This is a genomic window from Flagellimonas flava, from assembly GCF_050617915.1.
Taxonomy (GTDB): domain Bacteria; phylum Bacteroidota; class Bacteroidia; order Flavobacteriales; family Flavobacteriaceae; genus Flagellimonas; species Flagellimonas flava_A.
Genome location: NZ_JBODQE010000001.1, coordinates 604,964 through 624,505 on the forward strand (window position 1 = coordinate 604,964; position 19,542 = coordinate 624,505).

The 19,542-nt window shown below is 42.2% G+C and carries 11 protein-coding genes; all 11 read right to left on the reverse strand.

Annotation, left to right across the window (positions count from 1 at the left end; genetic code table 11):
* Positions 1-54: 54 nt before the first annotated feature.
* Positions 55-861, reverse strand: a complete 807-nt coding sequence (locus tag ACRHOZ_RS02720; protein WP_431122090.1) for an endonuclease/exonuclease/phosphatase family protein — start codon at positions 859-861, stop codon at positions 55-57.
* 405 nt (positions 862-1,266) lie between these two features.
* Entirely contained in the window at positions 1,267-2,154 is an 888-nt protein-coding gene (locus ACRHOZ_RS02725) for a glycosyl hydrolase family 17 protein (RefSeq protein WP_431122092.1), read from the reverse strand.
* Between the two features lie 38 nt (positions 2,155-2,192).
* A complete protein-coding gene (locus ACRHOZ_RS02730) occupies positions 2,193-3,614 on the reverse strand; it encodes an MFS transporter (RefSeq protein ID WP_431122094.1) in 1,422 nt (473 codons plus the stop codon).
* Between the two features lie 59 nt (positions 3,615-3,673).
* Positions 3,674-4,666, reverse strand: a complete 993-nt coding sequence (locus ACRHOZ_RS02735; RefSeq protein WP_431122097.1) for a glycoside hydrolase family 2 TIM barrel-domain containing protein — start codon at positions 4,664-4,666, stop codon at positions 3,674-3,676.
* Between the two features lie 8 nt (positions 4,667-4,674).
* A complete protein-coding gene (locus ACRHOZ_RS02740; RefSeq protein WP_431122099.1) occupies positions 4,675-5,904 on the reverse strand; it encodes a glycosyl hydrolase family 17 protein in 1,230 nt (409 codons plus the stop codon).
* 56 nt (positions 5,905-5,960) lie between these two features.
* Entirely contained in the window at positions 5,961-9,404 is a 3,444-nt protein-coding gene (locus ACRHOZ_RS02745) for a hypothetical protein (RefSeq protein ID WP_431122102.1), read from the reverse strand.
* Positions 9,405-9,441: 37 nt separating this feature from the next.
* Positions 9,442-10,983 (reverse strand): sugar porter family MFS transporter, encoded by a 1,542-nt coding sequence (locus ACRHOZ_RS02750; RefSeq protein ID WP_431122104.1) that lies wholly within the window; start codon positions 10,981-10,983, stop codon positions 9,442-9,444.
* A 108-nt stretch (positions 10,984-11,091) separates the two neighbouring features.
* A complete protein-coding gene (locus ACRHOZ_RS02755) occupies positions 11,092-12,783 on the reverse strand; it encodes a family 16 glycosylhydrolase (protein ID WP_431122106.1) in 1,692 nt (563 codons plus the stop codon).
* 11 nt (positions 12,784-12,794) lie between these two features.
* The gene (locus tag ACRHOZ_RS02760; protein WP_431122108.1) at positions 12,795-14,879 is read right to left on the reverse strand and encodes a hypothetical protein; all 2,085 of its coding nucleotides are present in this window, start codon (positions 14,877-14,879) and stop codon (positions 12,795-12,797) included.
* A 20-nt stretch (positions 14,880-14,899) separates the two neighbouring features.
* Entirely contained in the window at positions 14,900-16,351 is a 1,452-nt protein-coding gene (locus ACRHOZ_RS02765; protein WP_431122110.1) for a RagB/SusD family nutrient uptake outer membrane protein, read from the reverse strand.
* Positions 16,352-16,385: 34 nt separating this feature from the next.
* Positions 16,386-19,436: a SusC/RagA family TonB-linked outer membrane protein gene (locus ACRHOZ_RS02770; protein WP_431122112.1), complete on the reverse strand. Its 3,051-nt coding sequence runs from the start codon at positions 19,434-19,436 to the stop codon at positions 16,386-16,388.
* Positions 19,437-19,542 lie beyond the last annotated feature (106 nt).

Here is a 19,542-nt window from a genome sequence, read left to right on the forward strand (position 1 = left end):
TTTGTTCTCTCTTTGGTTTATTTCTACCAATTCCAACTTAAAGTGTTGGTCAAATCAATCTAAAAGTTCCAAGGTCACCAAATACGCGCAGTGATCCGAAGCGTAGGTATCCACAATTATTTCCTTGTCCACTACCCTCCATTTATTTTTAGGGTAAAACATGATATAATCAATCTTTGATTTGGGATCATGCGAAGGAGAAGTAGGCTCTGGGTTTTCCCTGTTATAGGTAGGTTCCCAAAACTCTTCCAAAATTGTTATGGTTTTGCTTCCTGGTCTTGCATTTAGATCTCCGGCCAAAATGGTCGGGTACTTATTTCTAGTAAAAACTTCATTCAATGCCTTGGCTTGAAGTTCCCTTCCAGCTGGTCCTTCATGAGCAAAATGGGTGCCCACAAAAGCTATGGTATCCCTCGATGGCAACTCAACAACCACTTCCAAAGCTGTGCGAGGTTCCTGTCCTTCAATATTCGGAAGAGGAACGCTCCGGGTTGTCAAGAAAGAATATCTTGACAATACTCCTTCCCCATATTCTCCTCCATCATAGTACATTGCACGGGCAAAGATGGGTATGAGCTTGGTCCGCCAGCCCAACTCGGTAGCCAAATCCACCTTTCTAGATCGATTAACATTATAATCTACCTCCTGCAAGGCAACCAAATCTGGGTTCACATCCCGAATTACCTTCGCAACAACTTCAAAATTCAAATCCCCTTTTGTGGTTCTACCTCCAAAGACGTTGAAGGAAAGCACTTTGACAGTTTTTGAAGCTTTGGTCTTGGTTTGTGCCGAAAGCGGTAAAGCCACCGAAATTGACACAATAACCAAAAGGATTCTAAAACCCATTTTTCCTATTTCCATTTAAAATTTAATTAATTGATAAAAGAAGACGGAAATAATTAGACCGAAGGCACTAATGGAGACATCAATAACCACTGTGGAGCTATTGTTGTTCCCAATTTCCATGAATTATCTTCTGGAACACGTTTCTTTTTTTGGTTGATTTAGTGCAAGAATTCTTGCTCCAAAGTCAAGGTTCGCATGCAATATAAGAAAAAATGTGTACGTTAACACATATTACATGTCAAACAGTATCAGAGTCCTAGGTAATGTAGCGTTACAGCCCTAATTCATCTAGCTTTGGCAGTGAAAAAGGAATTTTGGCGCAGATAGAAAAAAGTAAGAAAAATCCAATAGTAAGGACATCTAGTTATAAATCCTCCTTTAAAAAATGGATTCAGCGAGCCTTGTTCAGATTTGGAACGACTAGAATTTTAATTTTTCATCTTTGTCCCACAAGCCCCAATAGGCTCCAACATCTCCCTCGGCTCCTACTTTCCATGACTCATCAAAAGAAGAGAAATAGAATATTTCAATATCTTCTTCCATGGACCATTTTTGGGTATTCATAAAATACTTCATGAAATTTTCAAAGGAGGGAAATGCCCCTTCCAAATTGGTTCCCTGGCTAGGCCAACCAGTTTCGGAAATAATAACTTTTTTACCATTGGCCGCCTTGACTGCACGTTGGAACATATCTTTCATATACAGCAGGGAGTAGTCCATATCACAGCCTTCCCAAAATGGGTAACAATTGGCTAGGATGATATCGCAGGCATCCGTAATCCGGGGATGATCCACAAATTCGTAATAGGCATCCACATAACCTACTGGCACATTAGAAATTGCATCCTTTGCCTCATTAATATAGGTTAACAAGTCGTCTTCATTTAAATCTCCCCGATACAACACCTCATTGCCTACAGCAGCAACATCCACATAGCCTTCGTTGGCCAACTTAATGAGTCCGGCAATTTCCCTTTCGTTGACTTCTAAGTCATTACCCAACCAAGCACCTACCATGGTCTTTATGCCATATTCTTTGGCAATTCTTGGTATGGTCTCATTCCCATCTGTGCAAGAGAAGGATCGAATCCATTTGGTATATGGTTTAATAATCTTCATGCGGCGGTGGATCTGCTCCTCGGAAATCTGGTCTCCAGGTTGCTGATTTTCCAAATAGGGACTAAAACAAAGACCGTGCATACCATTCTCAAGAATCTGTCTGCATAATTTCTTCAATTGCCTTTTTGACCTGCCCTTATAGTCCATGGCCGCCAGGGCCAAATGCTTTTCTTTTCTTCCTGATGACATTGTAACCTGTAAATTGATACGTTTGTTCCCCTTTCCTTTTAGTTTTCCTTGCGTTCATCCAGTGCCTTTCGTATTTCTGCAGCCCGTTCTTCTGTAACACTGTAATTTCTCATCACATAGATAGCTGCCAAGGTTCCCAAAATGGGGAATCCGGAATAAAATGCCCTTAAGCCGGTGATTGCGCCTTCCGGTTGGGTACCTGCTTCGGGGTCAAATCCTACCAAGGTCATGATTGTTCCGGTCAACAGACCCGCAATGGCAAACCCAAATTTCACCATCCACCAATAAATGGCCCCAAAAATGCCCTCTCTCCGCAGTCCTGTATTCAACTCATCCAAATCAATAACATCAGCAGTCATGGACATCATCAGCGTAAACAAACTTCCTATCCCAAACGAGAAAAAAGGCAATGCAAAAATGAACATGTAAGGCTTCCCCGGAATAAATAGGAACCACAACATAATGTATCCCAAAACGGAAATCGCCTGAGAAACAATAAAGGCTTTTTTCTTCCCCATTTTCTTGGACATCCTAGCTACAATGGGAATGACCAAAAAGGTCGTGACCAAAGCACCAATACTGCCAAACAGCGTTGGCCAGACCCCGGCCGCTCCGGCATCTCCATTAAACAGGTAATAGACCACAATAAAAAAGGAGAAGCTTGCTATGGTATAAAAAGTATTATAGATTAAAAAGGTTGCGATACAGAGCTTTCTAAAAGGTCTCGACTTGAATGCTTCTTTAAATCCATCCAAAATTTCCATTAGACTACCACCCATATTTTTGAGGGTAAGTGGAGCATAGTCCTTGTTCACGGTAGATTCACTTTTTAGAAATATTGCTGGAACCATGGCGAAGATCATACATGCTATTCCAACCCATATAGCCAGTTCCCGCGTGGCCACATCCGCCGATTCAAACCAACCTTGATCGTACATTACAACCCAAAACCAGGGTGCAATTACCCAGGCCCATTGCCCAATCCATTGAGCCACCGCCATGATATCTGTTCGTTCGTGAAAGTCATTGCTCATTTCATAGCCCATGGCAACATAAGGAACGCTGAAAATGGTCAGTCCCAGATAGAACACAAAGGACCAAATCAAGAAATAGTTGAAATTATAATCTATCCCATTTTCTCGGTATAGTTGCCACATGATCACAAAGGATATACCCATGATAAGTGCCCCTATGAATACATATTGTCTGCGTCTACCCCATCTTGACTTTGTATTATCTGAAATGAATCCCATGATAGGGTCAGTGATGGAATCAAAGATTCTGGGAAGAAAAAATAAGACGCCCCACATCCATCCAGGGAAACCCAAATCCTGGACCAAAACCACCATGAATATGCCCAAAATTGCCGGAAACATTTGATTGGCCAACATCCCAATTCCAAAAGCCACTTTATCTGCAAAAGGGACTTTTCCTAAACTTGCTTGTTCTGTATTATCCATAATTTATCTTTTAATTGGTTGTTTGGTTAATCTGTACCGGCTCATCCCGCATTAGGATGTCAGTTATATATGCGTTTCACCACTTCAAAGGCGAGTTTTTTGTTCCTTTCTATGTCAACAATTCCCCAGTATTCCTCATTTGGCGTACCATCATAGGGTACTCCACTACTGTTGGGAGCCCAACCCCCGGGGTCCTGCGTAAGTGGATTTCCCGCTTTCCACCAACCATCAGTAAACGAGAAAAGAGTAACTCCTGCACAAATGTCCTGGTTGTTGAAGACCGTCTCCAAAATTTTTGCATTGGCATCAGCTTGGGCTTTTTGATTGACCCCCTTATCATAACCATCTTTGGAAATGGTCATATAACTATCTCCTCCAGCCTCAGACAAATACATAGGTTTGTCACTTACAGCTTTCCATTGTTCAAATACAGTTTCCGGATCATCCCATCGGTATACGTTCATTCCCCAAACATCTATACTAGGACATGCAATCAACGCTTGGTCGTTGGGTAATTCGCCATGGGCAGTAGTTACCGGGCGGGTGTTATCCAATTTATGGATAGCATCGGCTGCATTGTTTAACACTCGGTACCAATTACCAATATCTCCCTCAAACCAATTGGGATGGTAATTGTATTCATTGCCCAACTCCCACATTAGTATGGCCTCGTGATCTTTATAGGTCTCGACATAATTCATAAATGTCCCTGAGGCGATGTCATATTTACCTTCTTGATCGTACCCAAATCCAATAATAATCATTATTCCAGCTTCATGGATGGCATCCAGTACCGCCAGGTCATCTATAGGCTCATAGACCCTTATGGTATTGATCCCCGCCTCGGTCATCAGCTTCAAATCCATGTCCAATGAGTCAAAACTCCTTTGCACACTTCCTTGGGGTACGGGATGATAACAGATGCCCTTTATCCAATATTTTTTGCCTTCAACAAGAATATCACGGCCGGAAACAGCAATTCCTTCCTGATGTTGACTTTGACAAGCCAACATGAAAAGTACTAAACCAATGCCCCATATTCTTTTGTACATTTCAACTTTTAATTTGCTATTGAGGTCTTTCGCAACGACGGGACGGTAACATCCTCCAACAACGCCTCCTTATTGCCATTATACGTTTTTTGAATAGGGTTGCCATTTCGGGTCAACCCTTCGAATACCCCATCTTCAACCAGCTGCCACAATACATATTTTGCATTTCCATCAATAGTGAAAAGACCAAAGTGATTCTCAGAACCGTTTTGGTTTTTTGCATCTTTCCATCGCTCATCAAATGCCTCAAAGTAGAAGCATGATATGTTATTTTTATTGGTCCAATCCCTCATGAGATTGTGGTAGATTGCTTCCTTATATTCATCGGTGGCTTTGGATCCTTCAGGACCGTAATGGCCATTGGAAACCGTTGCCCACCCGGTTTCACCAATGTGAATTGGCTTTTGGATACCCAAAGATTTCATGTAGTTTGATACGCTGTCAAATTGGGATATGGCATATTCCAAGGCCCGCTTCATGGCGGCTTCTATTTTTTTTGATTTGGACAAACCTTCCTCGTCCTCATCCAATCCCCAAAAACTAGGATTGTAATGGGTGTCGTGCATTGGATAGGTGTGCATGGATACATAGTCCACTGCTTTCCATAACTTTTCCAAATCCGGAACATGGTAATCTGCACTACCGCCTCCCCATGACGCAAAATTATCAGAGCTTGTTATCCAAAGATCTTTGGGCAGCTTTCCATTTTTTTTCAGTTCTTGAAGGTGTTTTACCCACTTAAGGATTACACCTGGCTGCACATAATAACTGGTGGCCCATTTCACCATAGCTTCGTTACCTACCGCCAAAACCTTTACAATTTCAGGATAGGCGTTGGCCAATGCCACCGCCCTTGCAATCTCTGCTTCGTTTTTCTCGCTTTCAACTGTATGGTCTGGCTCCAGTTCTGTCCATGCGTTTTTGCAATCAATCCATGCGCCCAACATGACGTACATTTCAAATAGGGGATCTTCCTGCCCAAGCTCACGTATGGCTTCCAGCAAATTAGAAGCCTGCTGGAACTGAACATTATAGGTTCTAACAATTTTGATTCCCATGGCATTTAGAATCTTCATGTCTTCCTTTAATTCTTGAATGGTAGGTTGCACTTCGCGTGTGATCTCTCTATAACCCCCATAGGAAATTGCCAAGTAATCTGGATTCCCCAAAATATCCTTGGCAGTCAAATGAAAACGCTGTTGGGATTGATTCTCTTTACTATAGTTTGTTTTGCCCATACATCCAACACATAGGATTAATATTGTGATTATATATGCTAGTTTCGGAGAGGGTCTCATCTTAAGTTTTTTGGACTGATCCTTACGCGGATAATATCGACCTCTCCTGTTCTTTGGAATATTTTCCCGCTTGTTTCCACATCTAAATTGGAACTGTCAAAGTGCATCGCATGTTGACCTTTATAAATCACTTGCAAACTTTCTTCTTCCGCCAGTTCATACACAACCGGGATTTGGCAATAAGTGAAACATAGTGATCCACTCTCCAATTCAAGCTGTCTGGAAGTTCCATCAACCGCATTATATTCAAAGATCTGGGATGCATTCAGAAATTCGTTTTTGCGCAGCAAACAAGGTCTAAAATGGAGTTTTCCCTCTAGGACATAAACCCCAAGTTCGCCAAATCTACTTATTATATCTTCTTTCACTTGACCAGTCATCCCCGGTTGTTGTGCTCCTTTACCGGCAGGAGTATGGGAATATGGATCGGTTGGAAACGCTCCATACAAGGAAGGTGGTTTGTGTACTCCTATACCTTCATTGATTTCATAAAAATGCTCCAATAATCTTCCTATTACCTCAGCACTTTCTCCTTCTTCAACAGCCTTTATACAACATTCCTGAACAGCCAGTAAGAGTTTGGAAACCATGTGCCAGTAAATTGAACCCAATCCTTCATATCCATAAAAAGTTCCTGACCTTCCCGTGAATGCCTTATGGTCAAATACATCCTCAAAAATTTGAAGTACATGCTCCTTGTCGGTTGATATCAATTGAGCATATTGTGATTGGGCAAGTTGGTCCAAAGCCATTTCCAGGTCACCCGCATTCTTGAAATTTCCATTAAAATGATAATCTCCCCCAGCATCTTTCCCAATAATTAGGGAATTGTCATCTTTTATTAGTTTTGAAAGTAGCTTTGATGCAAGAACAGCCTCCTCTGGAATATTGTTTTTTTCAGAAAATAGCGGCAACTCCTTATTTGGATACAACAAGTAACTAAATTGGTCTTCCCTGAACAGTTTACTATTTTTTAGACTATCCAAAACGGAAAGTGCTTCTCTGGAAGATAAATGACCAGAACTCAAAACCGCCACCTGTCCTTCCAACATTTCGCTCAAATTAGAGATGGAAACTGCTTCAGTCCCGTCAAGAGTAATCAGATTGTACGCGTGATATAGATTATCCGCCCTTCTGTTAGCTTGTATGGAATGCTCCAGAAATTGAATTCCCAAATCAATAAATTGCTGCAGATCTTGTATTGAAACCGTACGTTTCGCTCCAGAAAACGAATTTTGATAAATGTGTTCTCTAAAATCACTTCCAGAGTTTCCAAGACTATCCATTATTTGTCTTCTGACCTTATCACCAATTGTATCCCCTAAAACGCCCTTATGTGTTTCCAAGGTATCCCAAATACCAGTGAAAAGTCCCACTAGCTCATCAGATATGTCAATTTCTTTGGTATTGGAAGCATCCAATACCTTCTGGAAGAAACTCAAAAATCTTCTTAAATAATATAGCGTGACCATGGAAACCCCATTACCCACCAGCGCATTATTGGCATCGTTCCATTCTGGGCGCTGCGTATTCATCCAAATGCCTGCTTCTGGAATAAAGTTTGACATTTTGGACAACACGGTGGCCAAAATCTTCTCCATGAAATTTACCCTGTGAATGTCACCGTTCTTTTCTTGTATCAGTGCTCCATCGGCTCCCATCCCATCCCTTTGATTTCGAATTTGAGTGTCAAGTTTGTGATCAAAGGCAATGGTATCTTTCGGGTTTTTTAGAATATCATCATAGCTTTTGATTTTATAGGGAACATTGGCATAAACAAACTGTTCTTGGGTAAAATACGCTTCCATCTTCCCTGGGAAATGATCCTGCATAAATTCCAAAAACTTAAGCAGATAAATAATCTGATGGTCTCCCCAATAACCAATGTAGGACCACGGATCATCGGGTTCAATTATTTCCCAATCAAAGCCGTCCTTGGTAACCCTATATGGGTTATAGCCATCAAAAGTGCTGGCATTTAGAAATTTATTGATCATACTCTCAATAAATTCTGGGTAGGAATGAGCAAGGGCTTCCCAGTTTTGGAAAATATCGCGCCAATTTCCCTCATAATCCAAAATCTTGGAACCGTCATTTTCATTCCTGGTATTAATGGAAAACTTGTTCCATGGTCTACTGGGATCTCCGTGCCTTCTACTAAACGTTAAGGGCATGTATTCCAAACAAAGCCTTTTAAAGTCCCTGTCCCCACTTTTATCTGCCAAATCCTTTAAAGACGAAAGGGAAAACACTTCTGGCAGCTCTTGAATCAGTTCTTCAGAATTCCTATAAACCTGCTTGTTCGCTTTGGAAATATATTTGGTGAAATCCCACTTTTCTATAGCATAGTTGTCATCAAAAATTCCTCCGCGCATAATATTGAAAAGGGTATTGGCAAAATGCCGGGTATCCCTAAGTTCATCGGCTGTCTTTTGCAGTCCATCTGAGGCAGCCGCCAACTGGATCAATCGATTTGTACCCAACTCAATATCCTCCTCAACCTTTTGCTGTAGCTGAGAGTTTTGTAGTATTTTATTGGAAATCTCAACAATGGACGAGTGGTTTTGGTTGACATTGGCCACAATCATCCATTTTTTATCCTCTTTTGGAAGTAATGTAAGCGTTGTATGTACCAAATAAGCCCCTTTTTCAGCTTTTATGTCCAACTCTGGTTGAAGTGGAATCCCTTTTCTGAAGTTGGATATTTGCAAGGCTGACAGTAAATACCCAGTGTTTTCAAGTCCCAAAGACCATACTATGTTGGCTTTTAAGGCTTCACTGGGTTCTGCTTTATCCACAATTATGGCACTTAGGGCATAAATTCCCAGACCGGATTTCGTGTCAAGTTCACTTCTTTTGTAGGCATCCACCAAATTACTCTGTCGGTTTTGAAGGTCACTTCCCACCCCGTAGGGCAACAAGTTTTGCAACCCGTCCAGAACAGATAGGCTTACAGCCTTATATCCATCGTTGAACAAAGTACAATGCCTAACAAATCCAAAGGTGTCACTCGAACTCCATTGGTATCTAAATGTCAATTCCAGATCATGGTTGATCTCCTCAAAAAGAATTTTGTTCCCATAAACACTTTTATAGAGATTTCTGCTAATCTTGTAAATACCTTCCAAGCGGTCTGAAAAAGGTTCCCACAGATGCACTTCCTTACCCCTAAGCACACGAAAAATTGTTTTGGCTCCAGTTGTTTCAATCGATTCTGTAATCTTATCATCCGTATAATATGGAAAGAGGGAATATTCGGCATTTTTTCGCCCCGCGGTCAGTCCACCGTTGCTTGAAATGAACATCCAATGGTCGGAGTCGCTCACAATACTCATAAAGAAAGGACGCAGTTCGTCGCTGTTGGAAATTTTAAAATAGTGGTCATTCCCTATTTTAATCTGTTCCATTTCCTGGGTGCCATTCTCTTTACTTTCCTGCATTATCAATTCTTGAATCATTATTATTTTTCTTCAGATTTTAAGTCCTTATCAAAGACTGTTCTACTTCTTCCAGTGTTTTTCCCTTTGTTTCAACAACATACTTATATACAAAGAAGAAAGCCATAAACGACAGCAAAGCGTATATGAAAAAAGTTGCCGTAGGCCCTAAATTGGAAAGTTCCCAAGGGAAAATCTGTGTTACTGAAAAGCTTACCAAGGAATTAAAAAATCCAACTACGGATATAGCTATACCCTTAATTTTACTTGGAAAAATTTCTGAGATCAAGGTCCACATCACGGGTCCCAAAGAAATCGCAAAAGCTGCTACGTACATTAGAATGGCAATCAGGACTAAGGTTGCATTAATGTTGATAAAATTGGTGATCTCGTTTCTCTTGAAATTTAAAAACTGATCATCGTCCAATTTTTCATTTACGGCCACAAAAAGTTCGCCTTGACCTGTATAGGATTCACCTTCCATGACTTGCAAAGCACTATAGATTTCCGGGTCACTAATTTTATTCAGGGAATCCCCTGTAAAATTGTAGGTGGCACTATTAAAAGCCATGGTTGCCATGAGCAAAGCAATGGTCATGAAACCCGTTCCAATAAGCAATAGAGGTTTGCGGCCCAAGCGGTCTATCAACCATATGGCCACCAAGGTAAACAACAGGTTGGTAAGTCCCACAACTATGGCTTGTAAAAAAGAGGAATCCGTACTACCTCCCGCTTGCTCAAAAATTGTTGGTGCGTAGTAGAAAATGGCATTTATTCCAGTTATCTGTTGGAAAAATGCTATTCCCAAGGCAATAATCATTATGGTGGCATACTTGCTTTTGAGCAAATCGGATAATTGCCCTTTTTTTTCCTTTTTCTCCAACCCTCTTTGGATTTCAGCCACCGTTATTTCCGCATACTCCTCTCCCCCTATTTTTTGCAGAATTTTTCGGGCCAACTTGACTTTGTTCAACTTCAAAATCAACCATCTTGGGCTGCGTGGAACCGTAAAGAGGGAGCCAAAATATATTAGTGCGGGAATGGCCTCCACACCCAACATCCACCTCCAACTTTCCTCTCCATAATTCACTAAAAAGTAATTGGAAAAATAGGCGACGGAGATTCCTATAACAATATTCAATTGATTAAAGGAAACAAGGCTACCCCTTAATTTTGGAGGGGCAATTTCTGCGATGTATATGGGAGCGATTAAAATGGCGCCTCCAATTCCGACACCTCCAATAATTCGGGCAATGATAAATTCCACATATCCAGTTGCCAATGCCGACCACGTGGCCGAAATTGCAAAAAGTGCCGCAACAAAAATCAACACCTTTTTTCTTCCGAATCTATCTGCTAACGGCCCAGCCATTAGATTTCCGGCCATGGCACCGAAAATGACGCAGCCAACCGAAAATCCCAACATGGCATCGGTCATTTGAAAATAGACCGTAATGCCCTTGACTGCCCCAGATATTACGGCGCTATCAAAACCCAACAAAAACCCTCCTAGGGCCACAATAAGACTTATTAGTATGGTGTAGGATTTGTTCATTTTCAGGGAAGCGCTGTTGGAATCCATTTTTTTGGTTTTAATGTGTGGGTTGGATTATCATTTTAAATTGGATAAAGAGACCAGCATTGCTGCCGGCCCCCTTACAAACAATCCAAAATTTCAAATGCAAAATTTTTATTGATATACCCTTATGTAATCCACTTCCATAGTGGATGATGTAAATCCAGCATCTATGGCACCGCCAAAGGTTCCGCCCATGGCCACATTCATAATCAAGAAAAAGTCTTTATCAAATGGACGATTGGCATCATTGGATAAGGTACCAAACTCTACGTCATCCACCAAAAAGGTAATTTCAGTATCTGTCCAAATTACGCTGTACACATGAAAATCATCAGATGCACCACTTACCGTGGTTTCCACACTTCTAGCGTTGCCAGCAAAGTTGATGGGATCATGCGTACTTCCAAGTACTTGATCCTGGTTGTTGCCTACATGTTCCATGATGTCAATTTCTCCTGCTGCTGGCCAAATGTTGGTCTCAAAATCTGCCCCCAGCATCCAAATAGCTGGCCAAGTCCCACCTCCTGTAGGAAGCTTTGCCCTGGCATCTACACGCCCATATTGAAACTCAAAATTCTGATATGTCTGTATTCTTGAGGAAGTGTAGTTACTCCCATTGAAGCTTTCAGCTTGGGCTGTGATCTTTAAAACACCATCTTCGATGATGATATTTTCAGGTCGGTCTGTATAGTATTGCGATTCTCCGTTGCCCCATCCGTTATCCCCGGTACCCAAATCATAATTCCAAACCGCAGGGTCAGGTGCACCATCCGTATCAAATTCCTGAGACCAAATTAAGTTATCAAAGGTTGTACCTGAACCTCCCCCGTTATCGCCTTGCTGATCTACAGGGGTAGTAGTAAATTTGAGGTACCATGCCAAATTGGAATCATTCCCGTCAATGGCCCTCACATGCATTGAGGTGTTGGTTATTTCCAATATTTCATAGGAAGAGGTACTTATATAATATCCCATAAAGGCATCATTGGTAAAGCTCATTACCGTTCCCCTTGAGTTGAAGGCAGGGTCTGGAACCTGTGACCAGTCTACAGTTGTTGGTGCCAAGGAAACACTGCTTACTCCTGATGTGTCAAAATCAAAACAAGCATCTTCACCGGCAGCACCTCCTACAACATCTTGATGACCCACATTAAAAAATGTCGCCCCTTTGTTGTCCTGCTCATAGGTCAATGGATTGCCCGTGGAATTCAAACTAAAAGTCAACTCATCATCACAAAAACAACTGCTGATATCTTCATCACATTTTTCAAAAGGACTTGCCGAAAAGAAGGCAGGAAACCAAAATTGATCGGGTAAAAACGCCAGGGTAGCACCAACACCCAAATGTCCAGGTTCTACGGCCGCCAAATACCATGTTTTGGAAGACGCAGTCACCACTTCGCCATCATCGTTCACATCTCCCCCAGTAAGCAATTCCATGGCCTCAAAATCTGAGAAATCACTCTCTACGGAAACCTGATAGGTGGCCGAGGAGCTGACACCTCCTGTGCCGTAGGCCACAACGGAATAGTTATATGTATTTAAACCAACCAGGGTAAATCTTTTGGTGACCGTACCGTTGGAAGATACCTGCACATCCCCATCACTAAATTTGAAGGTATAGGTGATTGCATTGTCGGCACTTGCGGAGAAAACCACAATACCTGAGCCATCGGTGCTCACATCTGTTGAAACTGACAGATTTGAAGGAACTATTATAGCGCTAAGCACTGGCTCATCTTCCTGACAACCAAATGCCAAAATAGCCAAGGTCAGTACTATCAATAATCTAACGTTTTTCATCCTTAAAGGTTTTAGTCTTTAACCAATTTATATTGCCAGAATACTCCTGCACCAGCTTCGATGACCACGTTCATAGTAGTATCATTATCGGACAAGGTTATGCTATATGTAATGGAGTCGGGAGTGGCTACATTGGGAAGTTCACCTGCATTTACAGCCTTGGGAAGCCCTAGATAAGCACCAGTACCATCAATGGTAAGGGTGCCAGCCCCAGAATCATAGTCAAAGGTTGCAGACGCCGTACCATCATGCGGTGCAACAGGAGTACCGCAGGCTTCAGAACCTCCCTGCCAGCCTTCAATCCATGTATCTGTACCCAAAACATTGGTGAAAGAACCATCTCCTCCAAAAACATAAGTGTCATCAAAATAGCAAGCCCTATCAATTACCCCTTGGTCATCTATGGCCCACCAACTTGTATCTCCAGGAGATGGACCTACACCCAAGGAACCTGCTTCTGAAGCCATCCTCCAAGTGCCTTCCAATGGAGAAGGTGCATCCTTGATCAATTTATACTGCCAGAACACTCCCGAACCGGATTCAATAACCACATTCATGGTATTATTGTTATCCGATAAGGTTACCAAATAGGTTATGGACGATGGAACCGCTACATTGGGCAATTCGCCCTCGTTAACCGCTTTTGGCAATCCTAAATAATTTCCGGCTCCCGTAATGGTCAAGGTTCCTGCACCAGCGTCATAACTATAGGTGCCTGGAGCAGAGCCATCATGCGGAGCAACAGGTGCACCACAAGCTTCACTTCCTCCTTGCCAACCTTCAATCCATGACTCAGTTCCCAGAACATTGGCAAAGGAATTATCGTCACCAAAGACATACGTATCATCAAAATAACAAGCCCTATCAATTACTCCTTGATCATCAATGGCAAACCAACTGATATCCCCAGGAGCTGGGCCAACGCCCAAGGAGCCCGCTTCAGGTGCCATTCTCCACGTTCCGGCAAGGGAAACTGGAGGTACACTCTTGATCAATTTGTATTGCCAGAAAACCCCGGATCCAGATTCAATCACCACGTTTAAGGTATTATTATCATCCCCCAACGAAACTGAATAGGTAACGGATTCTGGAACCGCCACATTGGGAAGTTCCCCTTCATTAACTGCTTTAGGAAGTCCTATGTAGGCTCCCGTACCTGTAAGGGTAACGGTTCCTGCCACACCATCAACGGTATACGTTGCCGGATTGGATCCATCGTGAGGAGCAACCGGGGCACCACAAGCTTCAGAACCTCCTTGCCAGCCTTCAATCCAAGATTCTGCACCCAAAGCATTTACAAAGGAACCATCTTGATTGAAGGTGTATGTATCATCAAAGTAACAAGCCCTGTCAATAACCCCTTGGTCATCAATGGCAAACCAGCTAGTATCACCTGGTGCCGGACCTACGCCCAATGAACCTGCTTCTGGCGCCATGACCCAAGTTCCGATCAAATCTTCGACCGTTAGTGTCACAGGCTCTTGCACATTCACTGTTTGGGTTGATTCTACCGTAGCTGCTCCCACTCCACGAGCAATTACTTTTACTTCGTAAGCACCGGCTTCGGCATATATATGATTGACTGTTTCACCACTCATGATGGTTGTGGCCTCTTCATCTACTACATCTCCAAAGAACACATCAAAAACGGTTGCATTATTTGCGGTTGGTGCGACTGTAATTTCTAAAGAATTGGTTGTGGAAACCGTTACATCCACCGCCAAATCACTTGGTGGCGTGAATGATATGTTCACTACCCTGCTCAACTCACTGGTTAGGCCTGTAGCCCCAACTCCAATAATTTTTAGGATGAATTCCCCTTCACCATAAACATGGTTTACGGTTTCACCTGGAGCGACTTCTGTAGCCGACTCATTTTCGACATCCCCAAAGAAAACTTGAAACACTGATGCTCCTTCACCTGTTGGTGTTACGGAGACCGTCCCAGTATCATCGTTTGCAATGTCGAATACGGCATTTAAGTTGGTTGGTGCCGATATATCTTGAAACGCGAAGGACTGATCATCATCCTCTTCACAAGAATTGAATACGCCAAGTACTATAAAAAGTACCAATAGATGTTTAAAATATTTCATTGCTCAAAGTTTAGTTTTTATTAATACCCAGGGTTTTGCGACCAACGATTACCCGCTAACTCTATTTCTATGGATGGTATAGGAAACAATTCATGTTTTCCCGACTGGAATCCATCAATCTCTGCTGATGCCCTACCTGTCCGGACCAAATCAAAAAAGTGATGTCCTTCCCCAACCAGTTCTACTCTTCTTTCTTGATAAATAGCTGTTGTTAAAGCCCCGCCTGTATCAGCAACATTGGCCAAACCTGCTCTATTTCTTACCTGATTTAGATACTGTAGCGCTCTTGTATCATCAATATTTCCTCGATTAAGGGCTTCTGCGGCCATCAACAACACATCGGCAAACCGAATGGCCCTATAGTTGTTGGGGTTGGTCAAATTGGCATCACCCGTATTTAAATCTCCTTGGCGGGCGATGTATTTTCTGTTGTAGTATCCCGTATGCTCAAAGCCCTCAAAATAAGATACACCTGCATTGTCTGTAGCCCAAGCTTCAATATCCAGTATGGCCACATCCCTGCGCAAATCCCCAGCTTCAAATGCATCGAAAACCTCTTGGGTGGGAATATTGAAGCTAAAACCAGATTCAAACTCCGGACCCGTGTAGTTTCGAATGCCGTTAAATCCAACAGCCACATTTCCTTCACTACACTGTAAACAATCAAAACTGGCACCTTCCAAATCGGTGTACTGTACTTCAAAGACTGATTCTATGTTGTTCTCATTATCATTTTCAAACATGGTTGTGTAATCAGCCAAAAGCTCATAAGTTCCTGAGTTTATAACTTCTTCCAGAACAGTCGCAGCTTCTTGATATTTACCTTGGAACAAATAGGCTTTACCCAATAGTGCTTGGGCGGCTCCCTTTGTGGCCCTGCCCACTTGGGATTGGGTCTGTGGAAGGTTAGCTGCTGCAAAAATCAAATCCGCCTCGATTTGGGCATAGACTTCCGAAGAAGGTGTACGCTCAATGCTATTTTGATCGCCAAACAATAAGCGTTTGTCAACAGCCAACGGCACATCACCAAACCATTTTACCAATTCAAAGTAATAATAGGCTCTAAGGAAGGTGGCTTCAGCCAGCACGGCATCCTTATTGGCAAAGTCGGTTTTATCCTTGAATTCCAATATGTAATTGGCTCGATTGACTCCAGCAAACATCCAACTCCAAATATCCCTTAATTGTTGGTTTACAGGAGTATGCCTCATATCATCTACCTCTTGAATCCCAGGAACGTCTGTTGCACTTTCACCTCCTGCCAACGTATTATCGGAGGCGATTTCCCCCAACATCACATTTAGATAGGTGGAATGCAACAAATCATAAGCTGCGATCAGCGCACTTTGATAGTCTTCTTCTGAGTTGAAAAAGCTTTCGGAATCCTCGTTAAAGGAATCCACATCCACAAAATCGTCCGTACATGCCCATACAGCAAAGCTGGAAAGCAGGACAAAAAGAATTCTTTTCATAGGTTTTATGTTATTATTACTCTTTTTCATCCTTTTAAAATTTTAGGTTTACGCCCAACAAATAGGTTCTTGGTACTGGATAAAATCCTTGATCTATTCCTGCTCCAATAGGCGAGCCCGAAGATGCACTGGGGTCATATCCATTGTACTTTGTAAACGTGTATATGTTATTGGCGGATAGATAAATCCTTAGTTTGTCTGCACCAAAACGTTCCATAAAATTCTGTGAGAAGGTATAGCCCAATTGTGCGTTTTGGATTCGCACGAAAGATCCGTCCTCAACATAAAAATCTGAAAACAGGGTGTTGCTCGTGGCTCCAGTGGTAACACGAGGATATTCATTGCTACTCCCTTCACCGGTCCATCTGTTGAGACTATAAACAGATCTATTTACCAAGGATTGGTTTCGCTCATAATTTCTGACAATCTCATTGCCCAGTGAAGCGAAAGCATAGGCACCAAAATCAAAATTTTTGAAATTGATGGATAGATTCAATCCCATAGTGGCATCGGGAATTGGACTTCCAATATCCACCCTGTCATCGGAATTGATTAGTCCGTCGCCATTTTGATCTACAAAACGTAAATCGCCTGGACCTGTATTGGTCTGTGTAGCATGGGCATCAACCTCAGCTTGGTTTTGGAAAATTCCGTTTGTTTCCAATCCAAAGAAATAACCAATGGGCTTCCCAGCTTCCATTCTTGAAGGAGGGTCTTGTCCTACACCAAATGCACCCCCTTGAATAAATCCGGCCTCATTTTCCACTGCCGTAACCTCGTTATCAAGGAATGTCACATTATAGTTGATTCCCAGAGAGAAGTCTTCGGAAGGATTATAGCTATATCCAATAGCAAATTCAAAACCAGAGTTTTTTACCTCCCCACCATTTACAAAAGGCGCCTGGGCACCTGGCGCATTGGCTCCAAGAATGCCAGATACCTGTGGTTGAAGCAAAAGTCCATCTGTAGTTCTGGTAAAATAGTCAGCTGTGATATCAATGGTACTTCCAAAGAGCCTCATATCCAAACCAATATCCAAGGTCTTTTGTTCTTCCCATTTGATTTCAGGATTGGACAGAATTCCACTGGCCCTACCGAAGAACAATTGATTGTTAAAAACATAGGTGCCTTCGCCACGCAACTCTGAACGAAACGCATTTGGTAAAATCTGGTCGTTACCTATGATTCCATAACTGGCCCTAAACTTTAAAAAGTCTAGATTTTTAATATCGGACAGAAACTCTTCTTCGGATGCTACCCACCCCAGGGAACCTGATGGAAAATAGCCGAATCTGTTGTTAGGGCCAAAATTGGATGATCCATCCCTTCGTATTACCCCAGATAATAAATAGCGTTCTTTATAATTGTACTGTGCCCTAGCGAAAAGAGAATACAAAGTGGTTTCGAATTTACCACTGAGACCGCTATCCAAAAGTCCATTTTGAATTGTTGCGGCATTCGCCAAGTCGGCATTGGCAAAATCCGTAGGTGCGGTCAGGTTTCCTCTATTAGAGCCAAAAAACTCTCCAGCTTCCGAAGAATATGATGTTCCTAAGGTGAGGTTAAATTTATGGTCTTCACCAAATAGTTTTTCATAGTTTAGATAAGTGTCCCATATATAATCCCGGAACAAATCCTTGTTTTCCGTTAAAATGGCAAAATCATTTGCCTCTCCTCCTGGATCAAACACAGAACCAACGGTATTGGGATCCCCGACCAACGAAAAATTCCTTCCTTTGGATTCCGCATAGTTAAATTGGAAATTACTGGTTAGTGTAAGACCTTCCAACACTTCATAATTAAAGCCCAATTTTCCACTTATTCTATCAACATCTCCTTGGTTAAAGGTACTTTCTATGAGACCTAGAGGATTAATTACCTCAATGCCGAACAGTCCATTGGTTGGTGTAAGATTACCATTTTCAGTACGGACTGGAAGCGTTGGCGCAATATTGAGCGCACTGTATAGGACAGACCCGATGGCATTTTCAACCAGTGTCTTTCTTTCCGTACCCGTGTAGGCAAAATTGGCGGTTAACCTTAACTTTTCGGTTAAATCGGTATTTACGTTTAGCCTGGTTGAAAAACGTTTAAAATTTGCCTTGTCCCCTCCTACGATACCATCTTGTGTCAACAAACCCGTGGTAAAAGAGAAAGTAGTCTTCTCGGTACCTCCGGTAACTGAAAAATTATGGTTGAAAATAGGTGCGTTTTTAAAAACCTCATCTTGCCAATTGGTTCCCACGCCTAGTTGGGAAATATTTGGAAAAGGGTTAGGGTCACCATTGGCGGCAAAGGCTTCATTAATGATTACTGCATATTCTGTTGCATTAAGTACCGGAATGGTTCGCGAAGTTTGCTGAAATCCTCCAAAAGCGTCGTAAGAAAACTTAAGTCCAGAATTCTTTCTACCGGTTTTAGTAGTAATCAATACCACACCATTGGCGGCTTGCACACCGTAGATACCCGCTGTGGCATCCTTTAAAACATTGATACTTTCAATATCACCTGGATTCAACACACTTAAATCCTCTATTCGTATTCCATCTACCAATATCAAAGGACGGTTTTCACCGTTGGTGGAGATTCCCCGAATTCGGATACTGGATCCACTACCCGGTGAGCCTGACTCGGAAGTAATATTAACACCAGCCACCTGACCTTGGAGTGCTTGTTCAATTCGAGTGGGGTTCAATTCCTCGATTGTTTCGGAGCCTACAACGGCCACGGCACCTGTAATCTCCTTTTTGGTCTGCGTTCCGTAACCGATTACCACAACCTCATCAAGATTGCTAACATCCTCTTGCATATATATGGTCAAGGGGTTGGAACTGGTTATCGTAACTTCCTGAGTTCGAAAACTGATGTAGGAGAAAACCAATACATCTCCAACAGAAACATTCGCTAGGGTAAAGTTGCCATCAAAATCAGTTGTGGTTCCATTAGTGGAATTCTTTAGAATTACATTGACCCCTGGTAAGGGCTCATTCAATGCCTGATCAATCACGGTTCCCGAAACCGTAAAACTCTGGGCTGTAATTGCAGAAGAACATATCAAAAACAGAAAAGAAAAGACGTGCTTCATTTGAGTTAATTTTGAAGCTGCAATCTAATTTCTACTCATTGAGAATCCTTAAAAAGAACCTCAACAAAAAATATACGTTCGCAAAAAAATGCTTTGTTTTTTGCCA